At 56.7% G+C, this 21,854-nt stretch carries 18 protein-coding genes; 8 read left to right on the forward strand and 10 right to left on the reverse strand.

The features are described from left to right. Nucleotides 1–77 precede the first annotated feature (77 nt). Nucleotides 78–968, forward strand: a complete 891-nt coding sequence (locus ACOTZC_RS11515) for a LysR family transcriptional regulator (RefSeq protein WP_248161664.1) — start codon at nucleotides 78–80, stop codon at nucleotides 966–968. On the opposite strand, the gene ACOTZC_RS11520 is transcribed toward ACOTZC_RS11515, so the two are convergent. Continuing rightward, nucleotides 965–1,153, reverse strand: coding sequence for a YfgG family protein (locus ACOTZC_RS11520; RefSeq protein ID WP_050582901.1), 189 nt, complete (start codon nucleotides 1,151–1,153; stop codon nucleotides 965–967). The two genes, ACOTZC_RS11515 and ACOTZC_RS11520, sit on opposite strands and share 4 nt — an antisense overlap. Nucleotides 1,154–1,505: 352 nt before the next feature. Here ACOTZC_RS11520 and ACOTZC_RS11525 point away from each other — a divergent pair, with 352 nt between their 5' ends. Then, nucleotides 1,506–3,746 carry a sensor domain-containing phosphodiesterase gene (locus ACOTZC_RS11525; protein WP_248161666.1) on the forward strand — a complete coding sequence of 747 codons (2,241 nt, stop codon included), beginning with the start codon at nucleotides 1,506–1,508 and terminating at the stop codon, nucleotides 3,744–3,746. 4 nt (nucleotides 3,747–3,750) lie between these two features. On the opposite strand, the gene ppx is transcribed toward ACOTZC_RS11525, so the two are convergent. From ppx to purM, 4 genes are all read right to left on the reverse strand, one after another. Continuing rightward, a complete protein-coding gene (gene ppx, locus ACOTZC_RS11530; RefSeq protein ID WP_163354067.1) occupies nucleotides 3,751–5,289 on the reverse strand; it encodes an exopolyphosphatase in 1,539 nt (512 codons plus the stop codon). Nucleotides 5,290–5,292: 3 nt separating this feature from the next. Next, nucleotides 5,293–7,353 carry a polyphosphate kinase 1 gene (gene ppk1, locus ACOTZC_RS11535; RefSeq protein ID WP_109845431.1) on the reverse strand — a complete coding sequence of 687 codons (2,061 nt, stop codon included), beginning with the start codon at nucleotides 7,351–7,353 and terminating at the stop codon, nucleotides 5,293–5,295. Between the two features lie 207 nt (nucleotides 7,354–7,560). Further along, nucleotides 7,561–8,202 carry a phosphoribosylglycinamide formyltransferase gene (gene purN, locus ACOTZC_RS11540; protein ID WP_023308771.1) on the reverse strand — a complete coding sequence of 214 codons (642 nt, stop codon included), beginning with the start codon at nucleotides 8,200–8,202 and terminating at the stop codon, nucleotides 7,561–7,563. Further along, entirely contained in the window at nucleotides 8,199–9,236 is a 1,038-nt protein-coding gene (gene purM, locus ACOTZC_RS11545) for a phosphoribosylformylglycinamidine cyclo-ligase (protein WP_047173902.1), read from the reverse strand. Before purM ends, purN begins: the two co-directional genes overlap by 4 nt. Nucleotides 9,237–9,502: 266 nt before the next feature. Here purM and ACOTZC_RS11550 point away from each other — a divergent pair, with 266 nt between their 5' ends. The 4 genes from ACOTZC_RS11550 to ACOTZC_RS11565 all read left to right on the forward strand — a co-directional run bounded on the left by ACOTZC_RS11550 (nucleotide 9,503) and on the right by ACOTZC_RS11565 (nucleotide 13,889). Next, nucleotides 9,503–10,933 carry a 6-phospho-beta-glucosidase gene (locus ACOTZC_RS11550; protein ID WP_045355332.1) on the forward strand — a complete coding sequence of 477 codons (1,431 nt, stop codon included), beginning with the start codon at nucleotides 9,503–9,505 and terminating at the stop codon, nucleotides 10,931–10,933. Nucleotides 10,934–11,091: 158 nt separating this feature from the next. Then, complete coding sequence (gene upp, locus ACOTZC_RS11555; protein WP_023308769.1) at nucleotides 11,092–11,718, forward strand: uracil phosphoribosyltransferase; 627 nt, start codon at nucleotides 11,092–11,094, stop codon at nucleotides 11,716–11,718. Between the two features lie 83 nt (nucleotides 11,719–11,801). Continuing rightward, nucleotides 11,802–13,091, forward strand: coding sequence for a uracil permease (gene uraA, locus ACOTZC_RS11560; RefSeq protein WP_023308768.1), 1,290 nt, complete (start codon nucleotides 11,802–11,804; stop codon nucleotides 13,089–13,091). A gap of 96 nt (nucleotides 13,092–13,187) precedes the next feature. Beyond that, nucleotides 13,188–13,889, forward strand: a complete 702-nt coding sequence (locus tag ACOTZC_RS11565) for a DnaA inactivator Hda (RefSeq protein WP_211438414.1) — start codon at nucleotides 13,188–13,190, stop codon at nucleotides 13,887–13,889. 48 nt (nucleotides 13,890–13,937) lie between these two features. Here the strand turns inward: ACOTZC_RS11565 and ACOTZC_RS11570 are convergent, their stop codons facing one another. Genes ACOTZC_RS11570 through celB form a run of 3 tightly spaced genes read right to left on the reverse strand, consistent with a single transcriptional unit; the run spans nucleotide 13,938 to nucleotide 17,674 of the window. Beyond that, nucleotides 13,938–15,395, reverse strand: a complete 1,458-nt coding sequence (locus ACOTZC_RS11570; protein WP_248162089.1) for a leucyl aminopeptidase family protein — start codon at nucleotides 15,393–15,395, stop codon at nucleotides 13,938–13,940. Further along, entirely contained in the window at nucleotides 15,395–16,351 is a 957-nt protein-coding gene (locus ACOTZC_RS11575) for a N(4)-(beta-N-acetylglucosaminyl)-L-asparaginase (protein WP_248161670.1), read from the reverse strand. The genes ACOTZC_RS11570 and ACOTZC_RS11575 overlap by 1 nt, the downstream gene beginning before the upstream one ends. 3 nt (nucleotides 16,352–16,354) lie before the next feature. Next, on the reverse strand, nucleotides 16,355–17,674 hold the full coding sequence (celB, locus tag ACOTZC_RS11580; RefSeq protein ID WP_219940073.1) for a PTS cellobiose transporter subunit IIC: 1,320 nt from the start codon (nucleotides 17,672–17,674) through the stop codon (nucleotides 16,355–16,357). A gap of 146 nt (nucleotides 17,675–17,820) precedes the next feature. On the opposite strand from celB, the gene ACOTZC_RS11585 reads away from it, so the two are divergent. Further along, nucleotides 17,821–18,645, forward strand: a complete 825-nt coding sequence (locus tag ACOTZC_RS11585) for a helix-turn-helix domain-containing protein (protein ID WP_213751373.1) — start codon at nucleotides 17,821–17,823, stop codon at nucleotides 18,643–18,645. Here ACOTZC_RS11585 and arsC read toward each other — a convergent pair. Further along, the gene (gene arsC / locus ACOTZC_RS11590) at nucleotides 18,642–18,998 is read right to left on the reverse strand and encodes an arsenate reductase (glutaredoxin) (RefSeq protein ID WP_023308762.1); all 357 of its coding nucleotides are present in this window, start codon (nucleotides 18,996–18,998) and stop codon (nucleotides 18,642–18,644) included. The genes ACOTZC_RS11585 and arsC overlap by 4 nt on opposite strands. Before the next feature lie 18 nt (nucleotides 18,999–19,016). Beyond that, nucleotides 19,017–20,480, reverse strand: a complete 1,464-nt coding sequence (gene bepA / locus ACOTZC_RS11595) for a beta-barrel assembly-enhancing protease (RefSeq protein ID WP_023308761.1) — start codon at nucleotides 20,478–20,480, stop codon at nucleotides 19,017–19,019. A gap of 221 nt (nucleotides 20,481–20,701) precedes the next feature. On the opposite strand from bepA, the gene ACOTZC_RS11600 reads away from it, so the two are divergent. Next, entirely contained in the window at nucleotides 20,702–21,766 is a 1,065-nt protein-coding gene (locus ACOTZC_RS11600; RefSeq protein ID WP_248161674.1) for an AI-2E family transporter, read from the forward strand. Nucleotides 21,767–21,854 lie beyond the last annotated feature (88 nt).

A 21,854-nucleotide genomic window follows, 5' to 3' on the forward strand; every position in this document is an offset into this window, starting at 1 on the left:
AGTTGTCCTGAGCATAACTCGCGCGCTATTGTGCTGGCAGGGCAGCAACCTTATGCGCGGTATAAGAGAAACTTTGAATGACAACGCTTAATCTGGGCTATCTCGCCACGTTCCGTCTGGTGATCCAGCGCGGCAGCTTTTCAGCGGCAGCGGATGTGCTGGGTATTTCCCAGCCCGCCGTCAGCCTGCAAATACGCCAGCTGGAGCAATTTCTGCAAACGCGGCTGGTGGAGCGTACCGGGCGAGGGATTAAGGCTACGGCTGCCGGGGAAGCGTTGCTGGCGCATGGGGAGCGTATTCAGCAGGCGGTGGATGACGCCATTCGGTCCGTGAGCGCATTCAGCCACGATGTGAGCGGCACCATTACGCTTGGCACGGGGGCAACGGCCTGCATCCATTTTCTGCCCCCGCTGCTGGAGAAGCTGCGCCAGGACTATCCGCTCCTGAGCGTGGGGGTGACGACGGGCAACACCCTCGACATCGTCAGGGCCATCGAAGAGAACCGGCTCGATATGGGGCTGGTGACGCTGCCGGTGAGCGGCAGAGCGCTGGACGTCATGCCGGTGATGGACGAAGAGTTTGTCTTTATCGCGTCGCGGGAGCAGCAGGATGCTTTCAGGGACTTTACCCCGGAGGCGCTGCACGCTCAGCCGCTGATTGCCTTTGAATCAGGCAGCGGTACCCGGGCGCTGATCGATGGCTGGTTTGCGGCTAATGGATTAGCGATCGCACCGGTGATGCAGCTTGGCAGCATCGAGGCGATCAAACGCATGGTTCGCGCGGGGCTGGGCTACAGTATTGTGCCGCGAATGGCGGTCGAACAGGATGCCGATCGCGAAGGGCTATGCGTGATGTCGCTTACGCCCATGCTGCAGCGGCAGCTGGCGGTGGTAATGCGACAGGATAAAATCCTCAGCAAAGGGATCGCGGCCATTATTCGGCTCGTGCAGCATCCTGCGGCAGTTTAGCGATCGGTGGTGTCGACGGTCAGGCTGGATTGCTGCGACTGGGTTTTGTCCTGATGGTGGTACCAGGCGCCAATTGAAGAGTAAACGAAGCGGCCAAAGAAAAACAGGAAGCTGATGAGCAGTATGATGCGGGTCATTCGGGTATTAAATTGATGTCGTTTGCGCATACGCGTGACCTGACTCACTCTGTTTTTCCTGGATAAGCCCTTTTGGGCGACAAGGATATTAAGGCACAGGGGGAAGATGGGGTCAATTCTGAAGTGTGTAAATAACCGTCAATGTTTACATTGATTAATGTTATTGAAATTAATTAATGCATTTATCATATTGATAATATGAAGAAAATAATTTCAAAAAAATGCCGCAAAAAGTTATTTGCGTAAAGTAGTTTGATTTAAGTCAACGGCTTCCCGGCCCTGATATTTAAAATCCTTCCTCCATACTGTTCGCCCCGCACGCCGCCGGGCGGCGCGTACGTCAGGTTGGATGCCTGTCTTTATTTTCCCTCTGGAGCGAAAGGGGTTTAACCGGGCATCTATGAACATTCTGGCTTTCCTGAAAAAAAATGAAAACCGCTGGTGGGCATTACCGCTTATTTTGCCTGTGGTTTTACTTCCCGTGCTGAGCATCGCGAATACATTCACGCAGCTGGGCGACGGCATTGCGGCACTCTATTATTTACCCCTCTCATTATTGCTTTCGCTGATGATGTTCTTTGGCCTGGAAGCGCTGCCCGGGATCGTATTGTCGCTGTTTATCCGCTATTACCCGTCGGTCGGGATGTTTGAAACCGTCGCGGGGATCTTCCACTTTGTCGTCCCTTTAGTGCTCAGCTGGGGAGGCTACCGGGTATTTTCGCCCAGACGGAATATGACGGCGTACGGCGACGTGCGGCTGATGGCGCAGCGCATCTTCTGGCAAGTCTTCTGCCCCGCGACGCTATTTCTGGTGCTGTTTCAGTTTGCGGTGTATTTAGGTGTGTATGAGAGCCGTCAGAGCCTTGCGGGATTAAATCCTCTCAATATTCGTACGCTCATCAACTATCAGACGCTGCTGGTCAGCGGTCTGACGGGGGTGCCGCTGAGCTATCTGCTGATCCGCCTGCTTCGACATCCGCGCTATATCAAAAGCCTTCTCTCGCAGATCCGTTCCGAGATAGATAAAAAGGTGACGGTCGTTGAGTTGCTGGTGTGGGCTATCGCGCTTGGCGGGCTGCTTTCGCTGCTGCTGCTTCCGATGAATGAGAACAGCTCCATTTTCACCACCAACTACACTCTTTCCCTGCTGATGCCGGTGATGCTCTGGGGCGCGATGCGTTTTGGCTATAAGCTGATTTCGCTTATCTGGACGCCGATACTGCTGGTGTCTATTCACTATTTTTACCGCTATATCCCGGTGAACCCGGGGTATGACATTCAGCTGGCGATCACCTCTTCCAGTTACCTGGTCTTCTCGTTCGTGGTGATTTATATGTCGATGCTGGCGACCCGGCAGCGCGCGGCGAACAAACGCTCCCGCAGGCTGGCGCTGCTCGATCCGGTCGTCCATATGCCTAACCTGCGGGCGCTGTCGCGCGATCTGGCGAAAAACCCGTGGTCGGCGCTCTGTCTGCTGCGCATTCCGGAGCTGGAAATTCTGGGCCGAAATTACGGCGTGTTGCTGCGGATTCAGTACAAGCAGCAGCTGGCGCAGTGGGTGAATGGCATTCTCCAGCCCAATGAGCTGGTGTATCACCTGACCGGGTATGACCTGGCGGTACGGCTCAACGCGGAATCGCACCAGCAGCGGATTGAAGCCCTGGACGAGCATATCAAGCAGTTCCGCTTTGTCTGGGACGGCATGCCGCTGCAGCCGCAGGTGGGCGTGAGCTATTGCTATGTCCGGTCCCCGGTTAACCATCTTTACCTGGTGCTGGGCGAGCTGGGCGTGGTTGCCGACCTTTCGCTCTCCTCCAACCATCCGGAAAATCTTCAGCAGCGGGGTGCCGTCCATTTGCAGCGCAACCTGAAGGATAAGGTCGCGATGATGAGCCGCCTGCAAAAGGCGCTTGATAACGACGAATTCACCCTGCTGGTTCAACCCGTTCGCGGCATGCGTGGCGATTGCTATCACGAAGTCCTGCTCCGGATGTCGGATATAAACGGGCTATTGATCTCCCCCGACCAGTTCCTGCCCGTCGCGCAGGAGTTTGGTCTCTCTTCCCGGGTAGATTTGTGGGTGCTGGAGCACACCCTGCGCTTTCTCGCCGCGCATCGCGAAAGACTGCCCGGCCAGCGCTTTGCCATTAATCTGGCCCCGTCGACCGTGTGTCGGGTGCAGTTTCCGCTTGAGGTGAGCCGCCTGCTGGCGAAATACGCCATTGAGCCGTGGCAGCTAATCTTTGAAGTGACGGAGTGCAGCACCTTTTGCAATGCGGAGCAGGCGCAACACATCCTCCGGCAGCTGCAGAAAATGGGGGTACGTATTGCGATTGATGATTTTGGCACCGGCTATGCGAGCTATGCGCGGCTGAAAAGCGTGGACGCGGATATTCTCAAGATTGACGGCAGCTTTATTCGCAATATCGTCAATAACAGCCTGGATTATCAGATTGTGGCGTCTATCTGCCATCTTGCGCGCATGAAGAAAATGCTGGTGGTGGCGGAGTATGTTGAAAGCGAAGAGATACGTAGCGCGGTTCACGCGCTAGGCATCGATTATGTGCAGGGCTATCTGATTGGCAGACCGGTGCCGCTTGAGTCACTGCCGGAAGCAGAGGCGTCCTGCGCGGACGCCTGAACCGTTACGCGGCGACGTCAGCGCTCTCTTCTTCAATCTTAAGCAGCCAGCCGGTGACCGCTTCCCAGTACTGCTGCTCTTTTTCCAGGTCCAGCAGGACCAGCGCGTTCTGGCTGAACCAGTCGTGCGGGAAGCTCAGCGTCCAGTGATGGTCGTCGGTTTTAAGCTTCAGCGTGGGCGGTGTGGTTGTCGCCTGACGCTGGTTATTGAGCAATACGCCAAGGCGCAGGAGCTGAATAAGCGGCAGGAACTGTTTTTTCTTGAACAGCGTAAAGCGCGGCAGGTCGTCGAGCTTGATGGCTTTGCGGTGATAACGCACCAGGGTCGCCATCATGGTTTGCTGCTCCTGGTTGAAGCCAGGCAGATCGCTGTTTTGCAGAATATAGGCCGAATGGCGGTGCATCCCGCTGTGGTTGATGTTCAGCCCCACCTCGTGCAGCATCGCGGCCCATTTCAACAGCGCGGCAAGCTGCGGGTGCGCGAGCTTCGGATTCTGCTCCTGCCACTGTTCGTACATCTGTACCGTGGTGTCCAGCACGCGTTTCGCCTGCTCGCGGTCGATGTTGTACTGGTTAGCCAGGCTTTGTGCGGTGCGGCTGCGAATATCCTGATGGCGGAAGCGGCCTTCCATCTCATACAGCACACCTTCGCGCAGCGCGCCGTCGGAAAGGCGCAGCTCTTTAATGGCGAGGGCATCAAACACGCCGCACAGGATGGCCAGCCCCGGAACGAAGACCACCTTACGCTCGTCGGAAAGCCCCGGCAGGCTTAAGGCGTCAAAACTTTTATGCTTCAGCACCTCTTCGGTCAGCAATGTCAGGCGTTCGGGCGTGATAAACCCGTCTTTTTCACCCATCGCCAGCAGCACTTCATGCGCCGCTTTGATGGTACCTGACGCGCCCAGCGCCACGTTCCAGCCCTGGATACGGTACTGCCAGGCCAGGTTTTCCAGCTTCTGGACGGCCGCCATCCGCGCACGCTGGAAGTTCTCGCGGGTGATGCTACCGCCCGGGAAATACATCTGTGCGAAGCTGACGCATCCCATACGGCGGCTTTCCACCAGGCGCGGCTCAAAGTCTTCGCCGATCACAAGCTCCGTAGAACCGCCGCCGATGTCGATAACCAGCTTGCGCCCTTTTTCCGGCTGGGTGTGCTCGACGCCCATGAAGATCAGACGCGCTTCCTCGTTGCCGGAGATGATCTCAATCGGGTAGGGGATCACCTTTTCGGCCCGCTTGAGAAACTCAGGGGCATTCAGGGCCTGGCGCAGGGTGTGGGTGCCCACGATGCACACGCTGGAGGGCGAGAAGCCCTGCAGGCGCTCAGCAAACAGCGACAGGCAGTTTAACCCGCGCTCCATTGCCTCTTCGCTGAGCATGCTGCGTTCATCAAGACCATCCGCCAGGTGTACGCGCTGCTTCAGACGACCGATGATCTGCAGCGCGCCATCCACCTCACGGGCGATGACCATGTGGAAACTGTTAGAGCCAAGATCGACCGCGGCGAATTCCTGCGGGCGTGGGGTCTTATCATTTATCGGCATAGGTTAATCGGGTTGCTCGAGTGATTTGATATAGTCGTAAATCGCCAGTTGCGACCGCACTTTACGGCGGTTGCCGCGCGGCACATAGCGGTTACTGAGTTCTTTGTCGATATAGCGTGCTTTCACGGTATCGCTGAACAGAATCTCGATGATGTCGAGGATCTGCTGCTTCAGACGCGGATCCAGCAGCGGTGCCGCGACTTCAATACGGTAGTCAATATTGCGCGTCATCCAGTCTGCCGAAGAGAGATAGACCTGTTTATCACCCGCATTATCGAAAATATAGACCCGATCGTGCTCCAGGTAGCGGTCAACAATGCTGATCACGCGAATATTGTCGCTGATGCCTTCCAGTTCCGGGATCAGCGAGCACATGCCGCGGATCAGAAGATTAACCGGTACGCCGGAGCTGGACGCCGCATACAGCCTGTCCACCAGCCCTTTATCGACAAGGTTGTTAAGCTTCAGCGTGATGCCGGACGACAGCCCTTTCTGGGCATTGGCGATCTCTTTATCGATCATATCGTACAGCAGGCGGCGCGAGTTCTGCGGCGAGACCAGCAGATAGTCAAAGCTCACCGGACGGTACGGGTTTTCGATAAAGTTAAAGACCCGGCGCACTTCGTTAGTAATGCGGGCGTCGGCGGTTAAGAGCGAGTAGTCGGTATAAATTCGCGCCGTTTTCTCGTTAAAGTTCCCGGTACCGATGTGGGCATAACGCACTACATCGTCACCCTCTTTACGGGAAATCAGGAACAGCTTGGCGTGAATTTTCAGCCCCGGCGCGGAGAAGATGACGTGCACACCGGCTTCCGTCAGACGTCGCGCCCAGTGAATGTTCGCCTCTTCGTCGAAGCGCGCCTGCAGCTCAACCACCACGGTGACTTTTTTGGCGTTGTGCGCCGCGTGGATCATCGCATCGATGATGCGGGAATCTTTTGCCACGCGGTAGATGTTGATTTTGATCGCCAGCACGCTCGGGTCGAACGAGGCCTGACGCAGCAGTTCCAGCACGTGCTCAAACGTATGATACGGATAGTAGAGCAGGACATCGCGTTCGCGGATGGCGTCGAATCCGTTGCGGAATTTATCGAACCAGAGATGGCGCAGGCGCGGCAGCGGCTTGTTCACCAGATTGGCTTTGCCGACGTTCGGGAAGCCAATAAAGTCTTTAAAGTTGTGGTAACGACCGCCCGGCACGATGGAGTCATAGCGCGAAATGGTCAGTTTATCGCGCAGCATCTCCACCATGGCATCCGGCATATCACGCTGATAGACAAAGCGCACCGGCTCGGCCGTCAGGCGCTGTTTCAGGCTGGATGACATCAGCTCCATCAGGCTGGCTTCCATCTCGTGTACCAGGTCATATTCGGCGTCACGGGTCATCTTCATCGAATAGGCGTTTAACGCATCGTAATCGAAGAAGCCTTTGAAGATGTCGTCCAGACAGTAGCGCAGGATGTTGTCCAGCAGGATCATCGGCTTGCGTCTGCGCGGGGTTTCCGGCGGCAGGTTCACAAAGCGCGGCACCTTGTCGGACGGGATCTCCAGCAGCGCGTAACGGATAGACTCACCGCGAATAATTTCCACCGCCAGGTAGGTGTAATCATCTTTCAGGAACTGAACCAGATCGGTTTCGCGGTTGATGAGAATCGGGGTAATGTGCTGGCGCAGGTAGTGTTTGAAGTAGTGGCGCAGCCAGTTTTGTTGGTTAACGGAAAGCTGGCGTTCGTTAATCAGGAAGATTTGATTGCGCGCCATCTCCAGCAGCAGTTCGTTATACAGGCCGTCAAATTCCTGATCGGCTTTCAGCACGCGGGACTGGATTTTGCCCAGCAGATGCCGCGAGTGCGAGTTTAAGCCCTGTTCTTCGCTGATGATGATGCGTCTTTTCAGCTCGGCAAAGCGAACCTTGTAGAACTCATCCAGGTTGTTGGAATAAATGCCCAAAAAACGCATGCGCTCGATAAGCGGGTTACTTTTGTCTGCCGCTTCCTGGAGTACACGTTCGTTGAATGCTAACCAGCTTAGCTCTTTCTCGATATATAACTTTTCCTGACCCATTACAGCTCACACTCCAGTTCAATCACAGGACGTGGTAAATCCGTCTCGTCCTTATTATGGCGAGCAATTCCACGATATGTCCAACAGTGCCAGAAAAGTATGACAGTTATTTTTTTTGTTGGGGATTTTAGAAGGTTGGAGAAGGGGATATCGGGTAATGCAATGTACAGGTCGGGTAAGCGCAGCAGCGCCACCCGACATAACAAACTACTCTTCGGCCGCATAACCCTGCGGGGGTAACTTCACGCCGTCCAGCCAGGCTGCACCGTCGCGCATCTCGAGACGCCCGTCGACAAACCAGCTGACCACCAGCGGGTAAATGGCGTGTTCCTGGGTCTGCACACGTTCGGTCACGTCTTCTTCGCTGTCGCCGTCAAAGACCGGAACTTTCGCCTGCAGGATCACCGGACCGCCGTCCAGCTCGTCGGTAACGAAATGCACGGAGGTACCGTGCTCCTCATCGCCGTTTTCCAGAACCTGACGATGGGTATGCAGGCCGGGATATTTTGGCAGCAGGGAAGGGTGGATATTCAGCAGACGACCGGCGAAGTGTTCGACGAAGGCCGGGCTCAGAATACGCATATAGCCCGCCAGCACGACCACGTCCGGCGCGTAGGCATCAATCTCATGCACCAGCTCGCGGTCAAAGGCTTCACGCCCGGCGAACTGGCTGGCTTCCAGCGCGTGCGCGGGAATGTTCGCTTCCCGCGCGCGCTCAAGGCCGAACGCGTCGGCCTTGTTGCTGAAAACTGCCCGAATGGTGCCATTGATTTTCTTCTGCTTGCAGGCGTCTATGATGGCCTGCAAATTGCTTCCGTTGCCGGAAATGAGCACCACGATGTTTTTCATTCAATGACCACACGCTGTTCGGAATCGGAAGCTTTAATCGTACCGATTTTCCACGCGTTTTCACCTTTTTCAGTCAGCAGCTTAACCGCTTTATCCGCTTCGCTTGCCGGCAGGGCGATAACCATGCCCACGCCGCAGTTAAAGGTGCGGTACATTTCGTGAGAGCTCACGTTGCCTGCGGTCTGCAGCCAGTTAAACACGGCTGGCCACTGCCATGACGATTCGTCGATCACCGCCTGGGTGTTGTCCGGCAGGACGCGCGGGATGTTTTCCCAGAAGCCGCCGCCGGTCAGGTGAGCGATAGCGTGAACGTCGACGTTCTCAATAAGCTCAAGCACGTTTTTCACGTAGATGCGGGTCGGCGCCAGCAGATGGTCAGCCAGCGGTTTGCCGTCAAGCTCGGTCGTCAGCGGGTCACAGCCGCTCACTTCGAGGATTTTACGCACCAGGGAGTAGCCGTTGGAGTGCGGGCCGCTGGAGGCCAGCGCGATCAGCACATCGCCATCGGTCACTTTGCTGCCGTCGATAATTTCTGATTTTTCTACTACGCCGACGCAGAAGCCCGCGACGTCATAATCTTCGCCGTGATACATGCCCGGCATTTCCGCGGTTTCACCACCGACAAGCGCACAGCCGGACTGCAGACAGCCTTCGGCGATACCGTTAATCACGCTGGCAGCGGTATCCACGTCCAGTTTGCCGGTCGCGTAGTAATCGAGGAAGAACAGCGGCTCTGCGCCCTGTACCACCAGGTCATTCACGCACATCGCGACCAGATCGATACCGATCGTGTCGTGACGTTTTAAATCCATCGCCAGGCGCAGTTTGGTGCCTACACCGTCAGTACCCGAGACCAGAACAGGTTCACGATATTTTTGCGGCAGCGCGCACAGTGCGCCGAATCCACCCAGACCACCCATCACTTCCGGGCGGCGGGTTTTTTTCACCACACCTTTGATTCGGTCAACCAGCGCATTACCTGCGTCAATATCAACACCGGCATCTTTGTAGCTGAGAGAAGTTTTGTTGGTCACGGCTTAAATCCCCACGCGATTGCATAGCTAGTAAGAAAAATCGGCGCAATTCTAACAGTCCAGGCAAACGTTTGCGAGCCTATTCTGGACGTGGGGATCTTTTTTTCTGTGTGCCTTATGAATGCAGCCAAACTTGACTCTGTTCACGAAAATGAAACCGGTTTCTGAGAACTGCTTGCAACAGCTATGCCCTTTGCACATCATCGAACTGAAACCGGTTTCTGTAATTGTTTTTGCAGAAAATAACGCAGAATGAGGGAAAGCGAATGTCAGGATTTAAAGCAGATTTTCTGTGGGGCGGGGCCGTTGCGGCGCACCAGCTGGAAGGCGGCTGGAAAGAGGGCGGCAAGGGCGTGAGCGTTGCCGATGTTATGACCGCGGGGGCGCACGGCGTGCCGCGTGAAATCACCAACGGCGTGCTGGAGGGGAAAAATTATCCTAACCATGAAGCCATCGATTTCTACCACCGCTATAAAGAAGACATCAGACTCTTTGCCGAGATGGGGTTCAAATGCTTCCGCACCTCTATTGCCTGGACGCGGATCTTCCCGAAAGGCGACGAGCTTGAGCCTAACGAGGCTGGCCTGAAATTCTATGACGATCTGTTCGACGAATGCCTGAAGTACGGCATCGAACCGGTTATCACCCTGTCTCACTTCGAGATGCCTTTCCATCTGGTCACCGAATACGGCGGCTGGCGCAACCGTAAGCTGATCGACTTCTTCGTTCGTTTTGCAAAAGTGGTGTTCCAGCGCTACCAGCATAAGGTGAAGTACTGGATGACCTTCAACGAGATCAACAACCAGGCTAACTTCCACGAAGACTTTGCGCCGTTTACGAACTCCGGGCTGAAGTACGCGCCGGGTGAAGACCGTGAACCGGTGATGTTCCAGGCGGCGCACTATGAGCTGGTGGCCAGCGCCCTGGCGGTGAAGGCGGGGCGCGAGATTAACCCGTCGCTGCAGATTGGCTGCATGATTGCCATGTGTCCTATCTACCCGCTGACCTGTGCGCCGGACGATATGATGATGGCGATGAACGCCATGCATCGCCGCTACTGGTTCACCGACGTACACGTGCGCGGCAAGTACCCGCAGCACCTGCTCAACTACTTCGAACGTCGCGGCTTCGCGCTGGATATAACCGAAGAGGATAAAGCCGCGCTGAAGCAGGGCTGCGTCGATTACATCGGCTTCAGCTACTACATGTCCTTCGCCACCAAGGCGACGGCGGACAACCCGCAGCTGGATTACGACGAAAGCAAGAGCCTGGTCTCTAACCCGTACGTGCAGAAATCCGACTGGGGCTGGCAGATTGACCCGGTTGGGCTGCGCTACTCCCTGAACTGGTTCTGGGATCACTACCAGCTGCCGCTGTTTATCGTTGAGAACGGCTTTGGCGCGATCGACGTGCAGGAGAGCGACGGCACGGTGAACGACCAGTACCGTATTGATTATCTGGCCGCCCACATCCGCGAGATGAAAAAAGCGGTGGTGGAAGATGGCGTGGATCTGATGGGCTACACCCCTTGGGGCTGTATCGACCTGGTGTCTGCCGGCACGGGCGAAATGAAAAAACGCTACGGCTTTATCTTTGTGGATAAAGACAATGAAGGCAACGGCACGCTGAACCGCAGTAAAAAGAAATCGTTCGACTGGTATAAGCAGGTGATTGCCAGCAACGGAGAGCAGCTCTAAGCGCCACCCGGCAGAACCCCGCAAAAAAGCCGGAGCCCAGTCTCCGGCTTTTTTGTCTTTGCTTGATCCCTGTCAAGCAACATGGGTATGGCCTAATCTGAAAAAAGCGGTATAATCCCGCGATTTTTTTGCGGACGCCACCTCAGAGGAGAAAGAGAATGAAGATTGTGGAAGTGAAACACCCACTCGTTAAACACAAGTTGGGCCTGATGCGTGAGCATGACATCAGCACGAAGCGTTTTCGCGAACTGGCATCTGAAGTCGGCAGCCTGCTGACCTACGAAGCGACCTCTGATCTGGAAACCGAAAAAGTCACCATCGAAGGCTGGAACGGCCCGGTGCAGGTTGAGCAGATCAAAGGTAAGAAAATTACCGTGGTGCCAATCCTGCGTGCCGGTCTCGGCATGATGGAAGGCGTGCTGGAGCACGTGCCAAGCGCGCGTATCAGCGTGGTGGGTATCTACCGTAACGAAGAAACCCTTGAGCCTGTTCCTTACTTCCAGAAGCTGGTGTCTAACATCGACGAGCGTATGGCGCTGGTGGTTGACCCAATGCTCGCGACCGGTGGCTCTATGATCGCCACCATCGACCTGCTGAAAAACGCGGGCTGTAACAGCATTAAGGTGCTGGTATTGGTTGCTGCTCCGGAAGGGATCGCGGCGCTGGAAAAAGCGCACCCGGACGTTGAGCTGTATACCGCCTCTATCGACCAGGGGCTGAACGAGCACGGGTACATCATCCCGGGGCTCGGCGATGCCGGCGATAAGATCTTTGGTACGAAATAATCGAATAACGATAAATAAGCCGACTTTAATAGTCGGCTTTTTTTTGAATAAAACACCAACAATACTACACAGAGGAAAACACTATGACGCGCCGTGCTATCGGGGTGAGTGAAAGACCGCCGCTTTTACAGACTATCCCGCTTAGTTTGCAGCACCTGTTCGCCATGTTTGGCGCAACCGTGCTGGTGCCAATCCTGTTCCACATTAACCCGGCCACCGTGCTGCTGTTCAACGGCATTGGTACGCTTCTGTACCTCTTTATCTGTAAAGGCAAAATCCCGGCGTATCTCGGGTCGAGTTTCGCCTTTATCTCGCCGGTGTTGCTGCTGCTGCCGCTGGGTTATGAAGTCGCGCTGGGCGGCTTTATCATGTGTGGCGTCCTGTTCTGCGTGGTGTCCTTCATTGTGAAGAAAGCCGGTACCGGCTGGCTGGACGTGATGTTCCCCCCTGCGGCGATGGGCGCAATCGTTGCCGTCATCGGTCTTGAGCTGGCGGGCGTCGCGGCGAATATGGCCGGTCTGCTGCCTGCTGACGGTCAGTCACCGGATTCCAAAACCATTATCATCTCGCTGGTAACGCTGGGCGTAACGGTGTTTGGCTCCGTGCTGTTCCGCGGCTTCATGGCGATTATCCCGATCCTGATCGGCGTGCTGGCGGGCTATGCGCTCTCCTTCGCGATGGGCGTGGTGGACACCACCCCGATCGCTCAGGCCCACTGGTTCGCGCTGCCAACCTTCTATACGCCACGCTTTGAATGGTTTGCTATTTTCACCATTCTGCCTGCGGCGCTGGTGGTGATTGCGGAGCACGTCGGCCACCTGGTGGTGACGGCGAACATCGTTAAGCGCGATTTAATCCGCGACCCGGGTCTGCACCGCTCCATGTTTGCGAACGGTTTCTCCACCATCATCTCCGGTTTCTTCGGCTCGACGCCAAACACCACCTACGGTGAGAACATCGGCGTGATGGCGATTACCCGCGTCTACAGTACCTGGGTTATCGGCGGCGCGGCGATCATCGCCATTCTGCTCTCCTGCGTCGGCAAGCTGGCGGCAGCGATTCAGATCATTCCGGTGCCGGTAATGGGCGGCGTTTCTCTGCTGCTGTACGGCGTGATCGGCGCCTCCGGTATTCGCGTGCTGATTGAATCCAAAGTGGATTACAGCAAGGCGCAAAACCTGATCCTGACCTCCGTTATCCTGATCATCGGCGTGAGCGGTGCTAAGGTGCACATTGGTGCGGCCGAGTTGAAGGGCATGGCGCTGGCGACCATCGTCGGCGTGGGCCTGAGCCTGATCTTCAAGCTGATCTCGGTCATCCGCCCGGAAGAAGAAATTCTGGACGCGGACGACAGCGAAAAAGCGTCACATTGATCGTATTACCGGGCGAGGGATCGCCCGGTTCTCTCCTTGCAGGTTCCGTGTTAAACTCCATTCCGATTTTACGTAGGATCTCTGGTTGAGGTATTTCTGAACGGACCGGCACAGCTCTCTCTGCCACTCTATCTCCCTGACGACGAAACTTTCGCGAGTTTCTGGCCGGGTGATAACCCCTCTTTACTGGCTGCACTGCAAAACGTGCTGCGCCAGGATCACAGCGGATACATCTATATCTGGTCACGCGAAGGCGCGGGGCGCAGCCACCTGCTGCATGCCGCCTGCGCGGAGCTTTCGGCGCGCGGAGATGCGGTAGGCTACGTGCCGCTTGATAAACGCACCTGGTTCGTACCTGAGGTGCTGGAGGGAATGGAACATCTCTCGCTGGTCTGCATCGATAATATCGAATGCGTGGCGGGGGACGAGCCGTGGGAAATGGCGATCTTTAACCTCTACAACCGCATTCTGGAGTCGGGCAAAACCCGGCTGCTGATCACCGGCGATCGTCCGCCGAGACAGCTCAATCTGGGGCTGCCGGACCTGGCGTCTCGTCTGGACTGGGGGCAAATCTACAAGCTCCAGCCGCTGTCGGATGAAGATAAGCTTCAGGCGTTACAGCTGCGCGCAAAGCAGCGCGGGTTTGAGCTGCCGGAGGACGTGGGGCGCTTCCTGCTCAAGCGGCTGGATCGCGAAATGCGCACGCTGTTTGACACGCTCGATCAGCTCGATCGCGCCTCCATTACCGCCCAGCGCAAGCTGACCATTCCGTTCGTGAAAGATATTCTTAAGCTTTGAGTTTGTTCGCCCGGTGGCGGCTACGCCTTACCGGGCTTACGAAAACCGTTATTTTCCGTACTTATTGATCATCTCCTCCATTATCAAAATATCGTATTGTAAATGCTCAACCAGAAGTGGAATCGGTCTTCCCGACGCCACGCTCCGTCCGTTTTCGCGCCATAGCGCCGTACCGCTGATGTCCAGATGCGCCCACGGGATTGTCGGCGGGCAAAAGTGGTGCAGCAGCCACGCCGCCGAAGCACTGATTGCTGCATTATTGGTCGGCGTGTTGCACAGATCGGCGATGGTACTCTCGGTCTGCTTTTTCAAGCGGGCATCCAAGGGTAAAGACCACACTTCGTCACCGCTTCTTTTCCCGGCTCGGATGAGAAAATCGCGCATCAACTCATTTTGCGTCATTAAACCACTGAATTCATACCCCAGCGCTTTAACCACTGCACCGGTTAGCGTTGCTATATCAATAATATATTGAGCCTGTGGGTGCCGCTGGCTGGCCCAGGCGATGGCGTCCGCCAGCACCAGTCGGCCTTCGGCATCGGTGTTGTTGATTTCAACCGTGATGCCGTTGCAGGCCGTCGCCACCGTGCCGGGCTGCATGGCGTCCGGGCCGATGGCGTTTTCCGCCAGCGCCAGCACGCCCATGATGCGCACGGGCAGCGCCAGCTCTGCGACGGTGAGCATCAGCCCCAGCACGTTGGCCGCACCGCACATGTCGTATTTCATGGTGTACATGCCCGCGCCTTCCTTCAGCCACAGGCCACCGGTATCGAAGGTAATGCCTTTACCCACATAGCAGCGCACCGGGCCGTCGTTGACGCCGTCATAATGAATAGCCAGCAGGCGCGGCGGACAGGTCGCCCCTTTGCCAACGGCCTGCAGCAGCCCCAGACCCTGCTCAGCAATAGCCTTTTCGTTCAGCACTTCGCAGCGCAGGGCGGGGAAGGCGGCACAGAGCCTTTGCGCCTCTTCCACCACAAACTGCGGCGTGCATCGGTCGGACGGGATATCCGCCAGACGTCGCGCCGCGACCATGCCGTGGGCGATGGCCTGCTGCTGGCGGAAAACACCCTCCAGTTTTGCCTGCTGTTCCGGCAGGCAGAGGGCGGTGATGTTCGCAAGTCGCACCGCCGATTCATCCGTTTTCTTCAGCTTCAGGTCGCTCAGCCTGTGCGCCTGATTAAAGAGAAAACGCAGCACCTGCGCCAGCACCACATCGTCGATAGCAGTAACGTCCAGTATCAGCTCGGGGCTGACGGGCGAGGCCAGCAGCGGGCGCAGCGCCGTCAGCAATCCTTCGGTCAGGCTATCCTGCCAGAGGGCATCCGGCAGCAGGGTGATCCGGGCAAACGGGGCGCAGCCAAAGCGGGTGTCAGCGATGCTGGCAGACTCGCGCATTTCCGCGACAAGCGCCGTTTCGGGCAAATGCGTACAGGAGGCGGACGCAATCAAATGGCTTTGCGGAGCCGCGTCAGAAAGCGCGGTGATAAACTGATACGTAATCATCATGACTCCTCAATCGGCGCGCGGATCCGCGCGGCATAGGCCTGCATCCACTCATCGTCTACGGCGTAATAATGCGTTTTCTCCCGCAGGCGTTCGGTACGAAAAACGGTTAGGGACTGGCGAGCCGTCGCCACCACAAACGAGAACGTTTTGATGTTGGTGGCGGCCCCGAACTCGCCTCTCTTGTTCATGCACACCACGGAAAGATCGCCCGCGCGGCCAAAGCGCGACATCAGCTTGTCTTCCAGCTCGAACACCACTGAATCCGCCGCCTGCTGCGGCGTCATACCCTGCGCCATTCGGCGGACAATTTCGTAGCTGGTGCAGCCTTTCATCAGATCTTCACCGACGCCCGTGGCGGTGGCGGCGCCGGTTTCACTGTCGCAGTAAAATCCGGAACCAATAATGGGCGAATCGCCGAGTCGACCACGTTTTTTCATGAACAGGCCGCTGGTGGAGGTGGCGACGCTCATTGACCCTTGTTTATCGAGGCCGATAATGCCGACGGTGTCATGCCCGTCGTAAGGGCTTAAGCCCTTATCCAGCGTCTCGCGGCAGCGTTTGCGGTAGTGCTGCATGGCGCGCTCGGTGAGCATGGTTTTGTCGGCGAAGCCCTGGCTCAGCGCCCATTCCCGCGCGCCCTGGCCGACAAGCAGGCTGTTGTAGCGCTGGCGGCTTAACGCATACGCCACGCGCACCGGGTTGGCGATATCCACCAGATTGCCCACGGCGCCAAACGCCAGCGTATCGCCGTCCATGTAGGCGGCGTCCAGCTCCACCTCGCCATTTTCGGTGGGCAGCCCGCCGTAGCCGACGGATTTATAAAACGGAAAGTCTTCGACGGCGGCGACGGCATCAACCACTGCCTCAGAGACCTGTTTACCCGCAGCCAGCGCAGACGCCGACTCCGTAACGCCTTCAAGCGCCATTCTCCAGGTCGCGATAATTCCCCACATGCTTTACTCCTGTTTTGCAAGGGTGGTGTCGGTTTGCGTAACGGTGGCCATTTCCGCCGCGCGGTACTGTTTGTCCACGATACGCATAAAAGGCAGGTACAGCATGGCGCCAATCAGCAGGTTGATAAGCTGCATGACGCTGCCGCTCAGGTGTCCGGTAACGATAAAGCCGCTGATAACCGGCGGCAGCGTCCAGGGAATAAACACCCCGGTGGTGACGGCAACCGCGCCAATCTTCATCGCTACATACTGCACGGTGACCAGCACCAGCGGCACCAGGTTGAACGGGATAAGCATGATCGGGTTCATGATCACCGGCAGGCCAAACAGGATCGGTTCGTTGATGTTAAACACCGATGCCCCGGCGCCGAGGCGCGCCACTTCACGCATGTTTTTGCTACGGGCGAAAATCAGCATCGCAATCACCAGCGACAGCGTGGCTCCCGCGCCGCCCATCCAGATCATGTCAAAAAACTGTTCGGTGATAATGTGCGGCGGCGTCGTGCCTGCCTGAATCGCGGCGATGTTGTCGGTCTGGTTCTCCATCCACAGCGGGCGAATGATGCCGTTGATCATCGAGCCGGAGTTAATGCCCACTGACCACAGAATGGTGATACTGAATACCGTCATCAGCGCGCCAAAGTAAGAGGTGCCGTAGTGGCGCACCGGCGTGGCAACCACTTCGTAAATAAACTGGTGGATGGTGTTGTAGTGGGTGTTTTCAAATACGATGCGGATACCCAGCACCAGAATCATCACCAGCAGGGCCGGGATCAGCGCGGCGAACGACTCCTGCACCGCCGGAGGCACGCCGTCCGGCATTTTGATCACCAGTTTTTTGCGCTTGAGCCAGCAGAACAGCTCCGTCCACAGCAGGGAACCGATCATCGCCACGAACAGCCCTTTGCTGCCAATCCACTCCACCGGAATGACGGTAATACCGCCGTTTTCCGCCACTTTGATAAAGGGCGTCAGGATGAGAAAGGCGACCAGCGCCAGGATACCGCAGGAGATGCGGTCTTCACCGTAGTGTTCCGCCAGGCGGAAGGCGACCAGGAAGCTGATGAACAGCGACATGGTGGAGAACACCGCGTTGAAGGGGATTTCAATAATGGCGCTCCAGCTCTCACCAAAGGCCTGAGACATAAACTGCTGGTAGGCTTGATTCGGGAACGACGAAATCACCAGCAGAATAGAGCCGACGATGATAAACGGCATGAAGGACACGTAAGCGCCGCGAATGGCCCCGAGATGACGCTGCTGGGCCGTTTTGGCCGCCAGCGGCATCAGTTTTGCTTCAAGAAATCCCAGAACATTGTTCATTGTGAACTCCGTACAAGATTGAGGGGGGTGGTTTATGTTATGTCTGGGGATTATCAGTGAAGCGCGGCGAGCGAAAGGTGAAATCGGTCACAAAGCAATCGCTGGTGTAGTATAAATCTCATAAGATTGGTTCTGAGGATCCTGCGATGGAAATTAAACTGCATGCTAATGCCACCACGACGCCGCGCATCCGTCGCTATCTTCAGCAGTCAGATAAAAGCGACAGGGAACTGGCTACCGAGCTGGGCATTTCGGTCACTACCGTCAGGCGCTGGCGCAACCGCGAGCAGGTTTCGGATAACCACACGACGCCAAAAGTGATACACAAAGCATTGAGACAGGAACAAGTTGCGCTGGTCAATGCCCTGCGGGATATCACGGGCGCCCCGCTGGACGAACTGCTGCAGATGGTCAATAGCGGACTCGGGATCGCCGTGTCCCGAGCGACCCTGAACCGCTACCTCAAACCGGCTTCGATAAAGCAGAAGGGCGCGACGTTGCAGGGAAAAAAGGCGCTGAAGGCAGGTATCGTGCCGCAAAAACTCCTTTTACATTATCAGCCTCTGTCGCTGCATATGGACGATGGCGGAGAACAGTATCTGCTCTGGGCGCGTGAACCCGTGAGTGGCTGGTGCTACGCCCGGCTGTACGCGGGCATTTCTCCGCAGCTGCTGGCCCGCTGGGCGAACGACGCGCTGGAAGCCTGTCCGGCAGATATTCAATCTGTTGAGACTTTTGGTTTCAAGGTGAAGCTTGAAAAACGCAATACCACCGTGACAGTGCATCCTCAGCAATATCCCGCCGTTCAGGTTGATCTGCCGCTATGTGAAATCATTCCACGTCTGAACAGCGAACCGGCAGGCGAGCTGTTGATCCAGCTGTGCGAATTTTACAACCGCGGAAAAGCGCAGAAAAAGCTGGGAGAGAGTACGCCGCAGGCCTTTCTGGAAGCGCTGCGGCATAAGGACTAGAGGATCTCGAGCACGTCTTCCGGCGGGCGTCCAATGCGCGCCTGGCCGTTCGCCACCACAATCGGGCGCTCAATCAGCTTTGGATTTTCAACCATCGCCTGGATCAGCTCAGCCTCGGTGAGGCGGCTGTCATCCAGGTTAAGCGACTTATACAGATCTTCTTTCTGGCGCATAAGCTCTCTTGCACTGCCCATTCCCAGCATGTGCAGCAGCTGGCGGAGGGTTTGCGCGTCAGGTGGGGTGTCGAGGTACAGCACCACTTCCGGCTCCACGCCGTTAGACTTCAGCAGGCTCAGGGTATCGCGGCTCTTGGAGCAGCGAGGGTTGTGATAAATTTTTACGGCGTCTGTCATGACGTGAATTCTCCTTTATTACATCTTCTCGTACGGCTTAAAGCGCTGCTGCAGGCCGCGCAGCTGATCGATACGCGCGTCGTAACGGGCCTGCTGGAGGCTGCCGAGCTTGACCTGCGAGCTGGCGCTGCTGAGCGCGGAAATCGCCTGATCGAGGCGGCCCACCAGGGCAAAACCTTCGGCACGCGCCGCCAGCTCCTGATCGCGGTTGCCGAGCTGGGCTTGCGCCTGAGCGAGCAGATCCCAGCCGTTTTGATCGTCTTTATTGTTAAAGGTATAGCGGTTCAGAATGGTCGCCGCTTCGCCAGGCTGACCGCCCTGTAAGTAAGCGTTCGCCAGGTTAAGCTGCAGCACCGGGTTGGTACGGACGTCTTTCGCCCCCTTCAGACGGTTAATCGCATCGGCCGTTTTCTTCTGGCCCAGATCGATATCCGTCGACAGATCGAGGTACCACGGGTTGTTCGGGTCGGCAGCCAGAAGCGGTTGCAGCGCTTTACGCGCCTCGTCGTATTTGCTGGCTTCCATCGCCTGGAGCGCCTGACCATACTGCGCCGCGTTTTTCTCACGCACGTTGCCTTTCGCCAGGGTATCCAGCAGGTCGCTGGTGAGCTGGTTACGCCCGGAGTTGTACATCCCAAGCGTTCTCACTTTCGCCATGTAGAAATCCTGCGAAGACTGGACCACGACCGGACGCATCTGGTTGGCACGGTTACGGGCGTCCGACAGGCGGCTTTCCGGCAGCGGGTGGGTCAACAGAATTTCCGGTGGACGGGAAGAGTAACGCGCCTGATCGAGCAGTTTTTCCAGGAAGCTCGGCATGGCCTGCGGGTCAAAGCCCGAGCGCTGCAGCACCTGAATCCCGATGCGGTCCGCTTCCTGTTCGTTTTGCTGGGTAAAGCTGATCATCCCCTGGCGCGTTCCCGCCAGCGTACCGGTCAGGGCCGCCATCCCGGCCTGCGGGCTGGCCATCGCCAGCAGAATAGAGCCCAGTGCGCCCACCCAGGTGAGGGGGGCGTTACGTTTCTGGTCTTCCATGGCGCGCGCCAGGTGGCGCTGGGTGACGTGCGAAATTTCGTGCGCCATTACCGAGGCCAGCTGGCTTTCATTGTCGGAATAACGGAATAACGCCGAATGCAGCACCACGTTACCGCCAAAGAAGGCGAAGGCGTTGATTTCGTCATTATTGATTAAATAGAAGTGGAAGGGCGTTTTTACCGAGTCAGCGTGCGAAACCAGGCGCATCCCCAGCCCGTTAATGTACTGTACCAGCAAAGGGTCGTTAATCAGCGGGGCGCTGCCGCGCAGCTGGCGAACATAGTAATCCCCCATTTGCATCTCTTGCCCAATAGAGAGCGTGCTTCCTGCTGTGGTGCCCATGTCCGGCAATGAATCGGACGAGTCAGCAAAAGCGGGCAACACCTGACCGACCGTCACCGCGGCAATCAGTGTTGCAACCAGTGTTTTTCTCAACTGCCTGAACATAACCACTGTCCTGTATGTTGGATGTGCTAATTTGACCGATGAACCGGCATAACGTTCATCTCTGCTGCTCTGCGAGTGTAGCCGTGTTACAGCATGAAGAAAATCCCATTCATCAGGCTTTTGCGGATTGCGATCGGGATACAAAAAGCGAAAGTCTTTTTTGTGACAGTTAGATACAATTCACCGTCTCACTCCCGCCATTCGATTCAGGGAAGGGTTGTATGCTCGAAATGTTAATGCAGTGGTACCGGCGTCGGTTCAGCGACCCGGAAGCCATTGCTTTGTTGGTTATTCTGGTTGCCGGGTTCGGTATTCTGTTCTTCTTCAGCGGCCTGCTCGCACCCCTGCTGGTGGCGATTGTGCTGGCGTACCTGCTGGAGTGGCCCACGGCGCGCCTGGAACATATCGGCTGTTCCCGGCGCTGGGCGACCAGCATCGTGCTGGTGCTGTTTGTCGGCATCCTGCTGTTGATGGCCTTTGTGGTGATGCCAGTTGCCTGGCAGCAGGGAATTAACCTGATCCGCGACATGCCCGGTATGCTGAACAAGCTGTCTGATTTTGCCGCCACGCTGCCGCGCCGTTACCCGGCCCTGATGGATGCCGGGATTATCGACGCGATGGCTGAAAATATGCGCGCCCGCATCATGACGATGGGCGATTCGGTGGTGAAGTACTCTCTGGCCTCGCTGGTAGGGCTGCTGACGCTGGCGGTTTACCTTGTGCTCGTGCCGCTGATGGTCTTCTTCCTGGTGAAAGATAAAGATCAGATGCTCAACGCCGTGCGCCGTATTCTGCCGCGCAACCGCGGGCTGGCAGGGCAGGTCTGGGAAGAGATGAACCAGCAGATCACCAACTATATTCGCGGCAAGGTGCTGGAGATGATTGTCGTGGGGGTAGCCACCTGGATTGGCTTCCTTATTTTTGGCCTGAACTACTCGCTGCTGCTGGCGGTGCTGGTGGGGCTGTCGGTCCTGATTCCGTACATCGGCGCGTTTGTGGTGACCATTCCGGTTGTTGGGGTCGCGCTGTTCCAGTTTGGGCTGGGGACAGAGTTCTGGAGCTGCTTTGCGGTGTACCTGATTATTCAGGGCCTGGACGGTAACCTGCTGGTGCCGGTGCTGTTCTCCGAAGCGGTGAACCTGCATCCGCTGGTGATTATCTTATCCGTGGTGATTTTCGGCGGGCTGTGGGGATTCTGGGGCGTGTTCTTTGCGATTCCGCTGGCGACGCTGATTAAAGCCGTGGTGCACGCGTTGCCGGATATGCCGGCGGTGGAAGAGAAGTAGTTTTTGTGCGGCCCGATGCTCTCACTCCGACCCTCTCCTGTGGGAGAGGGGGAAAACATTAAAAACGGCAACCTGGTTGCCGTTTTGC

This window comes from Enterobacter cloacae complex sp. SHL009 (genome assembly GCF_049237205.1).
Classification (GTDB): Bacteria; Pseudomonadota; Gammaproteobacteria; order Enterobacterales; family Enterobacteriaceae; genus Enterobacter; species Enterobacter cloacae_M.